19 protein-coding genes are annotated in these 16,823 nt (G+C 42.7%); 13 read left to right on the top strand and 6 right to left on the bottom strand.

Going from position 1 to position 16,823, the window contains the following annotated elements:
• Positions 1-3 precede the first annotated feature (3 nt).
• Positions 4-183: a YnbE family lipoprotein gene (locus tag JJQ94_RS20485; RefSeq protein ID WP_010374602.1), complete on the top strand. Its 180-nt coding sequence runs from the start codon at positions 4-6 to the stop codon at positions 181-183.
• 9 nt (positions 184-192) lie between these two features.
• Entirely contained in the window at positions 193-513 is a 321-nt protein-coding gene (locus tag JJQ94_RS20480; protein ID WP_017216535.1) for a YdbL family protein, read from the top strand.
• A gap of 47 nt (positions 514-560) precedes the next feature.
• On the opposite strand, the gene JJQ94_RS20475 is transcribed toward JJQ94_RS20480, so the two are convergent.
• Complete coding sequence (locus tag JJQ94_RS20475; protein WP_099030454.1) at positions 561-1,103, bottom strand: DUF1415 domain-containing protein; 543 nt, start codon at positions 1,101-1,103, stop codon at positions 561-563.
• 3 nt (positions 1,104-1,106) lie between these two features.
• A complete protein-coding gene (gene waaA, locus JJQ94_RS20470; protein WP_099030455.1) occupies positions 1,107-2,375 on the bottom strand; it encodes a lipid IV(A) 3-deoxy-D-manno-octulosonic acid transferase in 1,269 nt (422 codons plus the stop codon).
• Between the two features lie 145 nt (positions 2,376-2,520).
• Between waaA and JJQ94_RS20465 the strand changes: the two genes are divergently transcribed.
• The 3 genes from JJQ94_RS20465 to hldE are packed head-to-tail and all read left to right on the top strand — an operon-like array spanning position 2,521 to position 6,048.
• The gene (locus JJQ94_RS20465) at positions 2,521-3,966 is read left to right on the top strand and encodes a capsule assembly Wzi family protein (RefSeq protein WP_099030456.1); all 1,446 of its coding nucleotides are present in this window, start codon (positions 2,521-2,523) and stop codon (positions 3,964-3,966) included.
• A 40-nt stretch (positions 3,967-4,006) separates the two neighbouring features.
• The gene (locus JJQ94_RS20460; protein WP_099030457.1) at positions 4,007-4,603 is read left to right on the top strand and encodes an SIS domain-containing protein; all 597 of its coding nucleotides are present in this window, start codon (positions 4,007-4,009) and stop codon (positions 4,601-4,603) included.
• Complete coding sequence (gene hldE, locus JJQ94_RS20455; protein ID WP_099030458.1) at positions 4,600-6,048, top strand: bifunctional D-glycero-beta-D-manno-heptose-7-phosphate kinase/D-glycero-beta-D-manno-heptose 1-phosphate adenylyltransferase HldE; 1,449 nt, start codon at positions 4,600-4,602, stop codon at positions 6,046-6,048. The genes JJQ94_RS20460 and hldE overlap by 4 nt, the downstream gene beginning before the upstream one ends.
• Here hldE and JJQ94_RS20450 read toward each other — a convergent pair.
• Entirely contained in the window at positions 6,045-6,758 is a 714-nt protein-coding gene (locus tag JJQ94_RS20450; RefSeq protein WP_099030459.1) for a 3-deoxy-D-manno-octulosonic acid kinase, read from the bottom strand. The two genes, hldE and JJQ94_RS20450, sit on opposite strands and share 4 nt — an antisense overlap.
• 107 nt (positions 6,759-6,865) lie before the next feature.
• Here JJQ94_RS20450 and JJQ94_RS20445 point away from each other — a divergent pair, with 107 nt between their 5' ends.
• From JJQ94_RS20445 to glpG, 6 genes are all read left to right on the top strand, one after another.
• Positions 6,866-7,933: a glycosyltransferase family 9 protein gene (locus tag JJQ94_RS20445; RefSeq protein WP_099030460.1), complete on the top strand. Its 1,068-nt coding sequence runs from the start codon at positions 6,866-6,868 to the stop codon at positions 7,931-7,933.
• A complete protein-coding gene (gene gmhB / locus JJQ94_RS20440; RefSeq protein WP_099030461.1) occupies positions 7,926-8,480 on the top strand; it encodes a D-glycero-beta-D-manno-heptose 1,7-bisphosphate 7-phosphatase in 555 nt (184 codons plus the stop codon). The genes JJQ94_RS20445 and gmhB overlap by 8 nt, the downstream gene beginning before the upstream one ends.
• A gap of 214 nt (positions 8,481-8,694) precedes the next feature.
• Positions 8,695-9,891, top strand: coding sequence for a glycine C-acetyltransferase (locus tag JJQ94_RS20435; protein WP_010374617.1), 1,197 nt, complete (start codon positions 8,695-8,697; stop codon positions 9,889-9,891).
• A gap of 44 nt (positions 9,892-9,935) precedes the next feature.
• On the top strand, positions 9,936-10,961 hold the full coding sequence (gene tdh, locus JJQ94_RS20430) for an L-threonine 3-dehydrogenase (protein WP_010374618.1): 1,026 nt from the start codon (positions 9,936-9,938) through the stop codon (positions 10,959-10,961).
• A 105-nt stretch (positions 10,962-11,066) separates the two neighbouring features.
• A complete protein-coding gene (glpE, locus tag JJQ94_RS20425) occupies positions 11,067-11,384 on the top strand; it encodes a thiosulfate sulfurtransferase GlpE (RefSeq protein WP_099030462.1) in 318 nt (105 codons plus the stop codon).
• Positions 11,381-12,208, top strand: a complete 828-nt coding sequence (gene glpG, locus JJQ94_RS20420; protein ID WP_099030463.1) for a rhomboid family intramembrane serine protease GlpG — start codon at positions 11,381-11,383, stop codon at positions 12,206-12,208. Before glpE ends, glpG begins: the two co-directional genes overlap by 4 nt.
• 56 nt (positions 12,209-12,264) lie before the next feature.
• Here the strand turns inward: glpG and JJQ94_RS20415 are convergent, their stop codons facing one another.
• Entirely contained in the window at positions 12,265-12,660 is a 396-nt protein-coding gene (locus tag JJQ94_RS20415; RefSeq protein ID WP_039491379.1) for a flagellar basal body-associated protein FliL, read from the bottom strand.
• A 157-nt stretch (positions 12,661-12,817) separates the two neighbouring features.
• Here JJQ94_RS20415 and JJQ94_RS20410 point away from each other — a divergent pair, with 157 nt between their 5' ends.
• Complete coding sequence (locus tag JJQ94_RS20410) at positions 12,818-13,345, top strand: chorismate--pyruvate lyase family protein (RefSeq protein WP_236596528.1); 528 nt, start codon at positions 12,818-12,820, stop codon at positions 13,343-13,345.
• Positions 13,338-14,201: a 4-hydroxybenzoate octaprenyltransferase gene (gene ubiA, locus JJQ94_RS20405; RefSeq protein ID WP_099030465.1), complete on the top strand. Its 864-nt coding sequence runs from the start codon at positions 13,338-13,340 to the stop codon at positions 14,199-14,201. Before JJQ94_RS20410 ends, ubiA begins: the two co-directional genes overlap by 8 nt.
• 55 nt (positions 14,202-14,256) lie before the next feature.
• Here ubiA and JJQ94_RS20400 read toward each other — a convergent pair whose 3' ends face one another.
• Both JJQ94_RS20400 and JJQ94_RS20395 read right to left on the bottom strand, forming a co-directional pair.
• Positions 14,257-15,159 (bottom strand): LysR family transcriptional regulator, encoded by a 903-nt coding sequence (locus tag JJQ94_RS20400; protein ID WP_017216523.1) that lies wholly within the window; start codon positions 15,157-15,159, stop codon positions 14,257-14,259.
• A 108-nt stretch (positions 15,160-15,267) separates the two neighbouring features.
• Positions 15,268-16,791 (bottom strand): DUF3369 domain-containing protein, encoded by a 1,524-nt coding sequence (locus JJQ94_RS20395; RefSeq protein WP_099030466.1) that lies wholly within the window; start codon positions 16,789-16,791, stop codon positions 15,268-15,270.
• Positions 16,792-16,823 lie beyond the last annotated feature (32 nt).

Below are 16,823 nucleotides of genomic sequence, written 5' to 3'. Positions count from 1 at the left end.
TGAATGAAATGGATGCTAGTGATATCAGCTTTATTGGTATTGAGCGCTTGTACTCATAAGGTGCAAGTAGAAACCAAAGAGCCTATTACGATTAACTTAAATGTAAAAGTAGATCATGAGATCCGCGTGAAGGTGGATAAAGAACTCGACAATTTATTCAGCGAAGACAGCGAGCTATTCTAAGGAGGATTTATGAAGCTAAAAGCAATCTCTACCCTAATTATTGGGCTCAGTATGAGTTTCGCCGCATTCGCAATTTCCATTGACGATGCTAAATCACAGGGTTTAGTTGGCGAAACTACATCGGGCTATCTTGGTGTGGTTAAAAATGGCCAAGGTGTACAGCAGCTAGTTGATGAAGTGAATGAAAAGCGCAAAGAAAAATACCAGCAATTAGCGAAAAAGAACGGTATTACCCTTGAGCAAGTGGAAGCCTTAGCTGCTAAAAAAGCGTATAACAAAACGCATTCAGGCCATTATATTCAAGTCAATGGCAGCTGGGTGAAAAAGTAATACTTCCAAAATATTACAAGAAAAGGCTGGCTAAACCAGCCTTTTGACTATTTAAGCTTGTGGCACTGCTGAAGCAAATGCTGCCAAAACGCTTCCCCTTTACGTCTTGCGAGGCGAATATTATTTTCTGGGATCTGTTCAGGATCGTTATAGTCTTCTAACGCTTGAGCCATACTTTCTTCGCGGATCAAGTGGAGCGTTGGGTAGGGCGCGCGGTTAGTGTAGTTTGCTGCGTCATGCTCATCACTATCAGCGAAAACATAATCTGGGTGAAAAGTAGCAATTTGATAAGTGCCTTCAAACCCTTGCGCTACTAATAAAGCGTTTGCTAGGTCGACGAGATCCAAAAAGTCGTCAAAATTGCTAAAACCCTTATCAAATATAACTAGTGTTGTTTCTCGCTCTGACTCATGGTTTAACTCTGAGCACTGCTCCAACATATCCATCACGGCATCGTCGTGGCTTATTGCTTGAGACACGAAATAATGGATACTGTTATTTTCAACTTCCTGTCGAGCAAACGGGCAAAAGTTGTATTTCACAATGACTTGGCTAACCCAGTTTTGCATTGTAGAGATGACTGTATTCATGAATTATTCCAAGCTCTTATTGATTAGTTTCATGGTTTTAGCAATAGCTCCGGTATTTTCAACTAGTACCGATTGAGCGTTAGCACCGATTTGCGTTCGAAGCGATTTATCTTCAAATAGCGTAACAATTTGAGCGGCAAGCTTGTCCGCATTATCGACGATGATGGCACCTTGTTGCGCTAATAGTTGAGGGTATATATGCGCAAAATTATAGGTATGTGGGCCGGTTAAAATTGGTACACCATGAGCCGCCGCTTCTAGTGGGTTATGACCGCCGCGTTCAATCAAGCTACCACCAATATAGGCGATATCGGCACTGCCAAATAGCCACTTTAATTCCCCTAAAGTATCCGCTAACAAGACCGAAGCTTCTGCGTTTATACCGTTACTACTCTTTCTGGTAAAAGCGATCTCTTGTTCATTGAGGTAGTCAGCAACCGCTTGAAACTGCTCGGGATGGCGAGGCGCGATAATGAGTAACGCATTACTTACTTGCTTTAATACTCGCTGATGTGCAGCAATGATTTGCTCATGCTCCTTAGGATGCGTAGATCCTGCAAGCCAAATTAACCGCTCGGGGTAACCTATTCGGAATTGTCTTGCCTTTGCAATTTCTTCTTCAGTGACAGAGATATCAAACTTGATTGAACCGGTAATGTGAAGCTTAGATTGAACGAGCCCAAGCTTGATGAAGCGATTGCCGTCTTCTTCATTATGGGCTGCAAGTAGGTCTATGTTGCTGATCAGGCCTTTCGTTAACCAAGCATGCTTTTTATAACCTTGGTATGATTTTTCAGAGAGTCGGGCATTGACTACCAAAGTTTTACATTGGTTTTGTTTGGCGTAATGAAAAAGATTAGGCCATAGCTCAGTTTCCATCACAATAAGGAATTTAGGCTTCAAGGTAGTGAAGAATTTTCTGACCGCAAAAGCAAAATCTATGGGTAAATAACAGACATGTACCTGAACATTGTTGTGAAAAGCTTTTGTTATCTCTTCTCTACCTGTCGGGGTGTTACAAGTGACAATGATTGGAGCCGCAGCTTGTTCTGTAAGTACTGATTTTATGAGGGGGGTGGCTGCAAGCACTTCCCCAACGGAGGCGCAATGGATCACAACAGCATGTGGTGGCAGCTTGTTTAGGCTAAAGCCGAAGCGCTCTGTAAAGTGAGTTCGATAGTCAGGGCTTTTCCTACCTCGAATAAAATACAGATAACTCAATAAAATAGGTGCTAATACTAGCAACAATAAGGAATATAGTCGGCGCGCCATAGGAGTCGCTTAAGCTCAAAAATCAGTATTTTACCTTGTTCCAAGGCGAAATTGAATGAACAACACAATTTTACACAGTTCAATAGATGCCTATGGGCTTTTGGTTTGGTAGTATTTAGCGCATTAAAAGTAATGGAATAACAAAATGAATTTAGCTCGAGTACTCGCTTGCTGTAGTTTATTAGCTTCGAATCTCGCTTTTGCGAGCCCCACAGCTTATTTACCCATTGGACAAGATCCGCTGTTGGAATATCAAATCGATAAGATGTTTGCGTTGACCGTTGGTATGCCTATGGCAAAGCCTTACCGTATCAGTGAAATCAAGATGCATTTGATGAAGCTTAGGCATATTGATGCCACATTACAGCAGAGTATTAGTCAGGGGATAGCGCCTTATCTGCAGAATGATGCGTTGACGCAAAGGTCGATAACACTACGTGTTGATAGCGGTGAAGAAAAGCAAATAGCCAACGACAGAGGAAATTACAGTGGTGAATATGCTGAATTGGGACTCGGTGGTGTTTGGCGTGGAAGCGAATCAAGCATTTTACAAATCGGTGCTGAGTATCGAGTAGATGCAAACAAGCTTGTTCCATACAATACTTTTTATGGTATGTCCTACGGTAATTTGCAGCTTAATTTAGGATATAAGGAACATTGGTTTTCACCATTTAAGCATTCGGCTCAAGTATATTCCAATAATGCTAGACCCTCATTATCAGCTTCTTTGGGTTTAGTTGTGCCTATTAGAAATTGGTGGAACTTCGATTTTGAACTGTTTTACTCTGAACTTGAGAAAGTCCATGACGGGATTCGTTTTCAAGGCACGCTTCACGATGGAACGCCTAAAATAGCGGGTAGTCATTTTAGTGTAGAGCCATTAGCTGGATGGAAAATCGGTCTAAACAGAGTCATGCAATTCGGAGGCGGGCCCAGAAAAGTAGATTTTAAGGACTTCATTAAGGCTTATTTTGACCCTGTTGGAAACGATAATAAGATAGGTGATCTCACCCAAGATGATGAACTAGGCGATCAGTGGGCAACGATCACGACCAGCTTTACCACAAATTACGGCACTCAAGCACAATGGTATTTAGAATATGGTGGCGAGGATAGCGATAACCATAAAAATTATTTGTTTGGTAATACGGTTGTGAATGTTGGTGTTTTTCTCCCTCAATTGACTTCAACGACTTCATTACGCTATGAGTTTACTGATATGGAAAGCTTATGGTATGTAAACGAAATTTACGATACTTATGGCAATACGATCGACGGATTTGGCGTTGGGCATTTTGCTGCAAACCATCGCCAGTTTGATGATGGTGCACCGACGCAAATTCACGTTTTAGAAGGTACTTACCAATCAGATTATCGTTCATTATGGAGAGCTAAGCTTTCAGTTATCGATAATGAAAGTAATTATTTGAATGAACTTGGTGAGCTTGGCGCAGAGTACGAACGTGGCTACGAGTTTGAGCTGGCACATATTGGCGAAGCTTATAGCAAGCAAGTAGAAACTAAATTAACCTTGGGTAAAGATGTCTTCGGTGAGAATTACACTTGGTTATCAGTCCATGTATACTGGTAGGTATCACGCGGGACAAGCATAGAATAGTTTAGGAACAAATATGTCATTGAATGAACAAGTAGCACAAAGCTACTTAGCAAGCTTACAGCGCCATGTTGATGTTTTTGAAACAATGGCAAACTATCACCAAGAATGTGTTGAGCTACTTGAAGCATGCCAAAGCACATTAGCAGCCGGTGGTAAGGTCATTTGGTTTGGTAATGGTGGCAGCGCGGCAGATGCGCAGCATCTAGCTGCAGAATTTGTGGTGCGTTACAAATTAGAGCGTGGTCCTTTGGCTTCGATTGCATTAACTACCGACACCTCAATTTTGACCGCGCACAGCAATGACTATCACTTTGACTCCGTATTTGAACGTCAGGTTCAGGCACTTTGTAAACCGGAAGATATGGTGATTGGTTTAACCACATCAGGCACGAGCCCTAATATCAATTTGGCACTTCAAGCCGCAAATGAAATTGGCGCGTTTACTGTTGCGCTGACTGGTAGAACCGGTGGCAAAGTGAAGGACATTGCTAAATTACCGATTATTATCGCAAACGACGAGACCGCGCGTATTCAAGAAGCGCATATGTTTATTGGTCACTGGTTATGCGAAGCGGTCGATATGCTCGTTGCGGCGGAGCAAAAGGCATGAATTTAGCAGCACTCCAACAGCTAAATCAAGCCAAAGTATTGGTAGTTGGTGATGTTATGTTGGATAGATACTGGCATGGAGATACCGGGCGTATTTCTCCAGAGGCTCCTGTACCTGTGGTTAAAGTCAGCGCGTTGGAAGATAAGGCTGGTGGTGCAGCGAACGTTGCCAAAAACATCGCTCACCTAGATGGCAAGGTGGGTTTGCTTGGACTTATCGGCGAAGATGATAATGGTAAAACGCTTGAGGCTATCCTTACCAAAGAAAACATTGAATCTAGCTTAGTTAACGTTGTTGAGCTGCCGACTATCGCGAAAATGCGTGTGATCAGCCGTCATCAGCAAGTGGTCAGACTCGATTTAGAAGAGCCCTTTCAGTTATCTCACAGTCAACTACTACTTGAGCGTCTTAAGCAAGTAGTTGATAAGTATGACTTTGTGTTATTTAGCGACTACAACAAGGGAGCTCTGTGCGCCATTTCAGAAATGATTGCGGTTGCTAAAGCCGCTGGTAAAACGGTACTTATTGACCCTAAAAATAGTGACTTGAGCCTCTATCAAGGTGCTGATTTTATCACGCCTAACTTAAACGAATTTAAACTCGCTGGTGGAGATACAAGCTGCGAAGAAGCACTCACCTCTAGTGCGCGCGAACTACTGAAAACATCAGGGATCGGGGCTATGTTGCTGACTCGCTCCGAGCAAGGCATGTCTTTGATAACCAGTACTGAAAAGTTTGATTTCCCAGCTCAAGTACAGGAAGTCAGCGATGTTACGGGGGCGGGCGATACCGTGATCGCCACACTTACGACGATGTTAGGCGCAGGAATGTCCGCTAAAGACGCGGTGGAAGTAGCAAATATTGCCGCTGGCATTGCAGTGAGTAAACTAGGCGCTGCAACGGTGTCACCGGAAGAATTGAGTCGCAAGCTGGGTCAATATCTTAGAGAAACGGGTGAACACTACCAAACGCCATTTGAAGAAGTGCTTAAGCACATTACTTTTGCCAAGCAAAATGGCGAAACCATTGTGTTTACCAACGGCTGCTTTGATATTCTCCATGCAGGCCATGTACGTTATTTAGCGCAAGCTAAAGCGATGGGCGACAGACTCGTCGTTGGGTTAAATAATGATGAATCGATCTCGCGTCTCAAAGGACCTGAACGCCCAATCAATCCATTGAAAGAGCGGGCTATGGTGTTATCTGCACTCGCTTCTGTGGATTGGGTTATTCCGTTTGGCAGTGTTGAAGAAAATGACACACCAGCTAAGCTGATAGAAATGGTCAGCCCTGACATTTTGGTCAAAGGTGGTGACTATAAAGTAGAAGATATTGCAGGTGCAGAGCATGTGCTTAATCAAGGTGGAAAAGTCGAGGTGTTAGCATTTTTGGATGGCTGCTCGACTTCCAATGTGATTAAAAAGGCACAGCTACAAAAAAGTTAACGTGCGCTGCGATAGGCTTGCATTAATACTTGCCACTGATTTTCATCAAAATAAAAGGTCGGCCATTTGCCGGCCTCTTTTTTAAATGAACGTTGCAAACGCTCCATGTTTGCGTGCTGCCAACTTGAGTTTGGCTGCATGATTTTGCCCTTATCAAAATCAATTAGAAATACTTTGCCGTTGGCATCAAACAAAATATTGTTGATGTTCAAATCATCATGATAGGCGCCGGCTTGATGAAACTGAGCAATGGTGTGGCCGATACTTTCTAGTTCATTTGTACCAAGCGCTCTTGCTTGCAAAATTTCGCAAACACTGGTGGCATCAGACACTGCTTCGGTCAAAATATCTGCACGATAAATACCAAAATGAAGCGATATTCTTGCGCCAAGTGGTGTTGGGACTGGTAAACCTTGTAGTTGTAGTTGCTCTAGCAAAGCAAACTCTTGATATACGCGAGTATTTTCTAGTTTGGTAAAAATATACTGATCACTTAACAGCTTGCCGATTAAGCCACCACGATAATAGTGCTTGAGTACCGCGATGCCTTGATTAAAGCGCACGAACCACGCCGTTGCTCGGCCTTCTTTCGAGCCGACAATCGCATTATTTTTCTGCCAATATTCAGGGTCAAACATTTCTTCTGAAACATCATAATCTAGGGTTGAAGGCGTTAGTAAATAGCACTGCGGCTGTTTGGTGATTTGCACAATATAGGATTCTTAAGAGTCAATTGTGACATTCTAACGATTTTTCACCCTCAGTGAAACTTGCAAACTTGTTTGATTAATTTAAGATCAAGCGCTTGTTACTTTCCATGAGAACTATTGTTTTGAGCAAATCCTTGACCTCTATTTGTATTTTGCGACTTTCTGCGATTGGCGACGTGTGCCATGCAGTGAGTGCTGTACAGGCGATCCAACGCGCACATCCGCAAGCGAAAATAACGTGGGTGATAGGTAAAGTGGAAGCCATGTTGCTGGCTGACCTACCCGGTGTTGAGCTCGTCGTATTTGACAAAAAGCAGGGTAAAGCCGCGCTCAAGGCGTTAAAGGCAAAGTTCAAAGGGCAAAAGTTTGACGTATTACTACATATGCAGGTTGCGTTAAGAGCCAACCTTGTTGCGCGAGTTATTCCTGCAAAGCAAAAAATAGGCTTTGATAAAGGGCGCTCTAAAGAGTTACACAGTTTGTTTATTAATAAGCGGATCGCACCTCAACAGTCGCCACATGTGCTCGAGGGTTTCCAAAACTTTGCCCGTGCAATTGGTGCTGAGTGCGGTGAGCCAACATGGCAGATGCCAGTGACGGCAGCTCATCGAGCTGCGGCAAAATCGCTATTACCTGAAGGCAAGGTTTTTGTGATATCGCCTGCGGCAAGTAAAGCCGAGCGCAATTGGCTTCCTGAGCGTTATGCGAGGGTTGCAGATCATGCTGCTGCATTGGGGTTTCAGGTGGTGATAACGGGTGGCCCAACGGAACTTGAGCAAAACTTAGCAGCCGAAATTCAACAACACAGCCAAGCTGAGTTATTAAACTTAGTGGGAAAAACTGATTTGAAAACTCTACTTTGTGTACTGGAGCAAGCCGAATTGGTGTTAGCACCTGATACCGGGCCTGCTCATATGGCTGTGACAGTTGGAACGCCGGTGATCGGTTTATATGCTCACTCCAACCCAACTCGCACAGGGCCATATCTGTATCAAGACTATGTAGTTGAGGTTTATCATCAAAACCTCATTGCGCAAAAGGGTAAAACTGCTGAGCAATTGCCCTGGGGAACACGGGTAAAAGGTAGCGAACTCATGTCTCAAATTTCCGTTGAAGCCGTAATTGCGATGTTTGAGCGGGTAACAAAAGAGCAGGGGATCGTGACTAATGCATAAGGCTGTATTTTTAGACAGAGACGGCGTTGTTAATAAAGATCACGCCTATGTTCATAAAATCGCGGATTTTGAGTTTATCGATGGGGTATTCAGTGCCTGCCAAGCATTTAGCAAAGCCGGTTATAAAATTGTGGTCGTGACGAATCAGTCGGGCATTGGCCGAGGTTACTATAATGAAGCACAATTTCACGCGTTAAGCGAGTGGATGTGCGCGCAGTTTATGGCGCATGGTGTTGACATCGCTGGTGTTTATTTTTGTCCTCACCACCCTGAAAAGGCACAAGGCCCATATAAAGTAGAGTGTGACTGTCGTAAACCAAAACCCGGGATGCTGCTGCAAGCGATAGCTGAGCATGACTTGGATCCTGCGCAAAGTATTATGATTGGTGATAAAGTCTCAGACATCAAGGCTGCCCGCGCCGCTGGCGTAAAAACAGCCATTTTAGTTGAGTCTGGGCAGAGTTTTAGTCAAGAGCAACAACAGCTCGCGGATAAAGTATGTGCTTCGTTGGCGGAGGTACCAGCCGTACTATGTGTGTCTGAGTAAAATAAAGTTTGCTGCCAGTTGTCGCAAATCGTGCATTTATTGTGTGAACCTTTTAAAATAAAGATATCTTTTAATGTACCAGGTATGATTGAATTGGTACGTTCCAATTAACTTGAGCTAATTAGCACAAGCGTTAACTTCTGATAGTGAGAATGACAACCGCCTATGGCGATACGTAGCTTACTATCACCGTGCAAAAAATGGAGACTCCCAGATGAGAGCATCGGCCTTCTACAGCCAGCTTCAGCAACAAATTGAAGAAGTAAAAGCTGAAGGATTATATAAAAAAGAGCGTATTATCACTTCTCAGCAGCAAGCTGAAATTGCAGTATCGACTGGCGAAAGTGTAATTAACTTCTGTGCAAACAACTATCTAGGTTTGGCGAATCACCCAGAGCTAATTAAAGCGGCGCAGGGCGGCCTTGATGACCATGGTTTTGGTGTCGCGTCAGTGCGCTTTATCTGTGGTACGCAAGATATTCACAAAACGCTTGAAGCAAAGATCAGTGAATTTCTAGAAACAGAAGATACTATCCTTTACTCTTCATGCTTTGATGCCAATGCTGGTTTATTCGAAACTATCTTAGGCCCTGAAGATGCAATTATCTCGGACTCATTAAATCACGCTTCTATCATTGATGGTGTGCGTTTATGTAAAGCTAAGCGTTTCCGCTACGCTAACAACGATATGGCTGATCTTGAGCAGCAGTTAATAGCAGCTGATGAAGCCGGTGTGAAAACCAAGCTTATCGCCACCGATGGCGTATTCTCAATGGATGGCGTTATTTGTAACTTAAAAGCGGTTTGTGACTTAGCGGATAAGTACGATGCATTAGTGATGGTTGATGATTCACACGCGGTGGGCTTTGTTGGTGAAAATGGCCGCGGAACACCGGAATACTGTGGTGTATTAGACCGAGTGGATATTATTACAGGAACGCTTGGTAAGGCGCTTGGCGGTGCGTCGGGCGGTTATACCTCTGGTAAGAAAGAAATCGTAGAGTGGTTACGTCAGCGTTCACGCCCTTATTTATTCTCAAACTCGCTAGCGCCTTCAATTGTTACTGCTTCAATCAAAGTACTAGACATGATGAAAGAAGGCGATGCCCTACGTGCTAAACTATGGGATAACGCAGCGTACTTCCGTACTAAGATGGAAGCTGTTGGCTTTACTTGTGCGGGTAAAGATCACGCTATTATTCCGGTTATGTTAGGCGATGCTAAAGTAGCCTCAGAAATGGCTGACAGACTGCTAGCTGAAGGGATCTATGTGATCGGTTTCTCTTATCCTGTCGTGCCAAAAGGTCAAGCTAGGATCAGAACACAAATATCAGCTGCGCATACGACTGAGCAGCTAGACAAAGCAATCGAAGCCTTTACCCGTATTGGTAAAGACCTAGGCGTCATTTAATTTTGCCACCGGCATTAAGCTGGTGCAGCTAACGAGCGAATACTATGAAAGCATTATCCAAGTTGAAAGCTGAAGAAGGAATTTGGATGGCGGATGTGCCAAAACCGGAAGTAGGGCACAACGATCTATTGATCAAAATCCGTAAAACAGCAATTTGTGGTACCGACGTACACATCTACAAATGGGATGAGTGGGCACAAAACACGATCCCAACTCCAATGGTTGTGGGACACGAATACGTAGGTGAAGTGGTCGATATGGGCCAAGAAGTGCGTGGTTTTAGCATTGGCGACCGAGTGTCTGGTGAAGGTCATATCACATGTGGTCATTGTCGTAATTGTCGTGCAGGTCGTGTCCATCTATGCCGTAACACCATTGGGGTAGGCGTTAACCGCGAAGGTTCATTTGCAGAATATCTGGTTATTCCTGCTTATAATGCGTTTAAGATCCCTGATAACATCTCTGACGAACTCGCTTCTATCTTCGACCCATTCGGTAATGCAGTGCACACCGCATTGTCGTTTGACTTAGTTGGTGAAGACGTACTCATTACTGGTGCTGGCCCAATTGGTATTATGGCTGCGGCGGTGGCCAAACACGTTGGTGCGCGTCATGTGGTGATCACAGATGTAAACGAATATCGCCTTGAACTTGCCACTAAAATGGGTGCTACACGAGCAGTAAATGTTGCGAGCGAAAGCCTAGAAACTGTCATGAAAGACCTTGGTATGACAGAAGGGTTCGATGTTGGACTTGAAATGTCAGGTGTTCCTTCTGCATTTAAAGGCATGTTAAACAGCATGAACCATGGTGGTAAGATTGCAATGCTGGGCATTCCTCCTTCTGATATGGCGGTGGATTGGAACCAAGTGATCTTCAAGGGTCTAGTGATCAAGGGAATTTACGGCCGTGAAATGTTTGAAACTTGGTACAAAATGGCAAGTTTGATCCAGTCAGGCTTAAATCTTGATCCAATCATTACACATCAGTTCCATGTTGATGACTTCCAGACTGGCTTTGATACGATGATTTCAGGGCAATCAGGTAAAGTTATTCTGAATTGGGATTAATGCTCAACTTTGCTTAGTGCATGAATGAGTAGTTATAATAGAAAGACGGCTAGGTCGATAAGGCTTAAGCCGTCTTTTATTTTTTTAGTTTTAAATGGATAACACATGTCTTTTAAACATATTTCAGTAGCAGACACACAAGCGCTTTTAGGCAATGATGATGTTGTGATAGCAGACATCCGTGATGAAAATACTTTTGTACAAGGGCATATTCCGGGGGCTGAACATTTATCTAATGCTAATCTTGCGCATTTTATGCAGGAGAAAGAGTTTGACCAACCCATTGTTGTGGTGTGTTATCACGGTATCTCTTCACAAGGCGCGGCCAACTATCTAGTAGAGCAAGGCTTTGAAGATGTTTACAGTATGGATGGCGGTTTTACGCAGTGGGCAAGTGAGTTGCCAAACGAGATTGAAAAGTGAAGTTAATAGCCCATTATCACAATGCACGACTAGCACAAGGTGCAGTCGATTATTTTAAGACGCAAGGGATTTATTGTGTTTTGCAAAGTCACGATGGGCAACAAGTTGAAGTTTGGCTAGAGCGTGGTGATGAAGCGCTTGCTATGCGTCTTTGGCAAACGTTTTTGGAGCAACCCGAGGCAGAGTTATATCAAGCGGCTTCTTGGCAAACAGGAAGTACACAGGGGTTATTTAGCTACCAAGGCCAAAACTTAAACTTAGCACGGCGCTTTTTGGGATTAAACTGGTTATTACAGAGCGTTTTTGGTGTCAGTATTATTATTTTTGTCGCCATGTTATTTGGTGACGCCAATGGCATCTTTTCTGCACTACGCTTCTCCCTAGATAAACCTTGGACTTGGATAGCACCTACACTCATACATTTTAGCGCCATACATTTGATTTTTAATTTAAGCTGGTGGCTTCACCTTGGAGCGCAGATTTCAGAGAAACTAGGACTCTGGGCGTTAGTTTGCATCTACTTTGTAACTGGCTTAACCAGTAATTTTATGCAGTTCCTATTTGTTGACGCTAATTTTGGTGGACTAAGTGGCGTGGTCTACGGACTACTAGGCTTTTGCTGGGTAATTGGTCATCGAAATCCTGCGGGAGCCGCTTTGGTCTCTAAGCCTGTTATTGGTTTTATGCTGCTTTGGATGCTGTTTGGATTTACGGATATGTTTTTCATCAACATGGCTAACTGGGCGCATTTGTTCGGATTGCTATCAGGTATGTTGGTTGCGGTATTTTGGCCTATCAACAGGCTGCTCAAAGAAAACAATTAATTATGTATCCTAACTCGGGAGCAAGCGCTTCCGAGTTCTTGTGTGAGTTGATTCAGTTAGTGATATAAATATTTAGTAAAAAGCACATCTCGAACAATTTCCTGCCCAGTTTCTTCTTTTAACAGTGTTTTTAGCTTTTCAGCACAGCGTTTTCTGATTTCTTCTCTGCCAGTCAATGACTTAATGGTTTCTTCGTTTTCTTTACTCAGGATCTGTACGATTGCATCTCTTAGTAAAGGTGTATGGTGTTCAACTACGGCAATATTTGCAACGTCATTCAACATTAGGTCAACGGTAACACGGACATAACCGAGCTTTTTGTTGGATTGACCTATGTAGTTTGTGATGATATCTGGCTCAAATCCGTAATACCCAATAGTTGAGTCCGCTTTTACAGGGGAAGCCGTGGTTAATGCAATGCATAATGTGAGTACAACAGCCAACAGTCTCATGTTTAATTAGGTATCCTAATACAAATTACTTTTTACTTAGTTTATACATAATTGCGTTGATTTTACAGGTAGCTTCAATACAAACATAAACTTTTTAGAAAGCCTCTGCTCTGCTATTATGACCGCGGATTTTTAAAACGGAAATAGAACGTTGCCTTTGCAATTACCCTTAGAGCTCCCTTGGCTGAAGAACACACAGTTGGTGGATGTTGAGCCAGCACTTTCTCCTTACTTACTAGAGACCCAATCTCTAACCGCAAAACTAAAAGAAGCTTGTGATAAGTTTTCAGTGACTGTGCTTGCCAATGGGTTTAGCTGTGTACCAAATGCGTTACGTATGGAGCTTTCTGAACAGGTTTGGTGCCGAGAAGTAACGTTGAATTGTAATGGTAAAGTGGCTGTATTTGGACAGAGTTGGCTCAATGAGGAAGCATGTATTGTCGGAATGGATGCAATTGGTGAGACACCTTTGGGTGAGTTACTGTTTACTGATTCAAATTGGCAGCGCGGAACCCTTGAGTATCTTCGCTTATCTACTTCCGACTATCCGGCGCTGATTGAACTTATGGCACCCACAACTGGCGTCGCCCCAGAGAGTTTATTTGCTAGAAGAAGCTGGTTTAAAAACGGCAAAGCAAAGATTTTAGTTTGTGAAGTCTTTATATCGGAAAGCTTTTATGATTGACCACCAGAAATGGCAGGCTTACAGCCAACTTATGCGATTAGATAAGCCAATCGGGACTTTACTATTATTGTGGCCAACGCTTTGGTCACTGTGGTTTGCAGCTGAAGGTGTTCCAAGTATTTGGCTTATTGTTATTTTTGCACTCGGTGTGTTTGTAATGCGCAGTGCGGGCTGTGTTATCAATGATTTTGCCGATCGCAAGGTTGATGGGGCTGTAAAGCGTACGGCGACAAGACCGCTTGCAAGGGGGGCCGTGACGAGTAAAGAAGCGCTAGGACTATTTGCCTTTTTGGTTGTAATCGCTTTTATTCTGGTGCTTTTTTTAAACTGGCAAACCATTGCATTATCCTTTGGAGCACTAGCGTTAGCCTCTGTTTATCCTTTCATGAAACGTTATACAAACTTACCTCAAATCGTACTTGGGGCTGCCTTTAGCTGGGCAATACCGATGGCTTTTATGGCAGTAAATCAAAATGTGCCAGTGCTTGCTTGGGTATTGTTTGTTGCGAATTTAATATGGACGGTCGCTTATGACACTATGTACGCTATGGTAGATAGGGATGATGATTTGAAGATAGGGGTAAAGTCTACTGCGATTTTATTCGGTAAATGGGATCTCCATATTATTGCGTTGCTCAACATCACATTTATCGCGATGATGGCGGCAGTTGGTGTAACGTTTGAGTTGAATCTCGTTTTTTGGTGCGGCTTACTTGCAGCCTCTGCGCTGCTTATTAGGCAACAATATGCCATACGCTACAGAGATAGAGACAGATGTTTTTGGGCTTTTTTAAACAATAACTATGTTGGTTTGGCGATTTTTGTCGGTGTCGTGCTGGGGTTTGTACCGCTCTAAAGCAGGTTATTAAAAACGGGCAAGTAATACAGATTATTTGCCCGTTTTTTAGCAACTAATAAGTTACTGTTTGCTTGCTAGATGAAGATGCTGCATCCTCAATTAGCTCAAGCAAGTGATTTATATGCGCATTCGAACCAACTTGGTGATTAGTTTGTACAATCAATTGCTCTCTGTCCAATGCCTTATTGGTTTTTAAGAAAACTAAGTTAGGATCTTGTGCGATAGTTTTTGAATGTTCGATACTCGCAATTGCAAAGCTATTGCTATTCTTCAAACCATCAATTACTTGTTCAATATTACCAATTTTAACGCTGGTTGATTTGTTTAACGAGTCAACGGCTTCATTAAGCATACTTTGTACTTGCTTCGACTGTGAGAAGCAGCCATACATAGGGTATTGCGTTAATTCGGCTTTTCTGATGCTGTCTTGATTTGCTAGAGGATGATTTCTCGAAACAAATAAAACTAACTGATCAGGCAGGTGAATATCACTCACTATGCTATTTGCACTTTGTAAATATACGCTGATATCAATCTCACCAAGTTGCAGCTTACGAGTAAGCTCCAACTCATCTTGCAACTGCATTTCGATCTTTACATTCGGGTACTGAGCTAAAAACTGACCGCAAGAAACTGGCACGATGCTGCTAGCTTGAGTCGTATAACCAATAATTAACTTTTGGTTATCACGGCCAAACAAACTTTGCTTAATGGTTTTCTTGGTTAGATCAAGTTCTGATAAGGTTGTTTTGCAATACTTTAAGAACAGCTCACCTTGTTCAGTCAGTTTTACTGAACGTGTTGAGCGTTTAACGAGTTCACAACCTATTTCATCTTCAAGGGTTTGGATGCTTCGAGTAAGCGCTGAAGTACTGATCTGGGTTTGTTCTGCGGCCTGTCTAAAATGTCTTAGATTACCTAATGCTACGAACTGCTCGAGTTGTTCAAATCTCATGTGAAATTCCTTTTAATTTCAACTAAAACACATTTATTACGTCTTTTCCCAATAATAATACACCAAACGGGAAAAAGAAAGTGAAGTTTTTACATTCTGATTACAAAGTTAGTCAGGATACCTGTCACGTATCTCAATAAATTGTTCCAGATTTTTTAGAAAAAGGTCAACCAATTTGGGTTCAAACTGTTTACCGCTCTGAGAATTTAGCAAATCTATTACTTTATCTAGTGGCCAAGCGGGCTTGTAACAGCGCTCACTCCCGAGTGCATCAAAGACATCCGCCAGTGCAGTGATCCTGCCAACGATGTTTATTTGCTCTCCCTTTAAACCTCTAGGATACCCTGAACCATCCCACTTTTCGTGATGTTGATGAGCGATTAATGCGCCACATTGCAAAATCTCATTTGTTGAATTTTTTAAGATTTCAAACCCTTGCTGCGCATGGGTCTGCATAATTATCCATTCTTCATCAGTGAGTTTTCCAGGCTTATTTAGGATTTGATCTGGAATACTGATTTTGCCAATGTCATGGAGCGGTGAGGCGAGTTTGATAATTTCTGCTTGGTAATGAGAGAGTCCATAAAGCTGAGCCAAAAGCATACTATAATGTGCCACACGTTTTACGTGTGAGCCCGTCTCTTTTGAGCGTTTTTCGACAGCTTCACCAAGGATATAAGAAAGCTCTTTTTGAGAATCTTTGACGGTTTCACGTAGCTTCAAGTTGTCATAGGCTAGTGCAATGTTGTTTGCAAAAAATTCAAGTAGCTGGAAGTCCATACTATGAAGTTCGCTATCTTTGCTCACGTAAATCATCGTTTCACTCCCTTCTTGTGAAGGGAAATAGCCAATATATTCGTTACGGGTTTTGATCGATGATTTTTTATTGTGTGTTTCAATGAACAGTTTTTGTACATTCTCTGGCAAAGTAACATTACTTGGTTCTACGCCAGCTCCTGAGGCCGCAAGGAGTTTAAATTTTGTCGGTTCATTTGCTTGGTGATTTACCGCTGCCGCACAATATATTTCTGAGTCAGATAATCCCATTACAGCGGATACATGGGATAATATAGTTGATGCAAAATCCTGAATATTGCTACACTTCAAAAAATTAGAAGATGCATCAATAATGCGTTCAAGTCCCATTTTGTGCTTTTCGATAGTTTGAATATCCCGATGAGCGCGCAAAGCAGAATAGAGTAGTGTTTTTAGCTTGACGGCTGTAAGCTCTGTTTTGTTCTTATAGTCATTAATATCGTAATCGCGAATGACTGATTCTTCTGGAGCTTCACCAGGCTGCCCTGTGCGCAGTACAAGACGAATATCAAAGTTTTCTAAGTCATCGCGGATATATCGCACTAAATCAAGCCCTGCATGATTACTTTCCATTACGACATCAATGAGGCCTACAGAGATATTCTGCTCCGTGTCCAAGATGGCTTTTGCTTCTTGTGCTGAGTAGGCGTGATGAAATCTCAGTGCTTTATTCTCGAATTTAAAGCCAGACAACACCAATTTAGTCACTTGGTGAATATCTTCTTCATCATCTACAACCAGAATATCCCAGTAGGTATCGGCCATTTTATTTGTAGGGCTTTCTAGCACTTCATCTGAGAACAAAAATCCGCTCACAGATTGCTCCTCTTTTTATGCTGACTCAACGT

The sequence above is a fragment of the Pseudoalteromonas sp. GCY genome, from assembly GCF_016695175.1.
Lineage (GTDB): Bacteria > Pseudomonadota > Gammaproteobacteria > Enterobacterales > Alteromonadaceae > Pseudoalteromonas.
The sequence above is the reverse complement of the archived record's forward strand: the minus strand, read 5'-3'. Positions and strand labels throughout refer to the sequence as shown.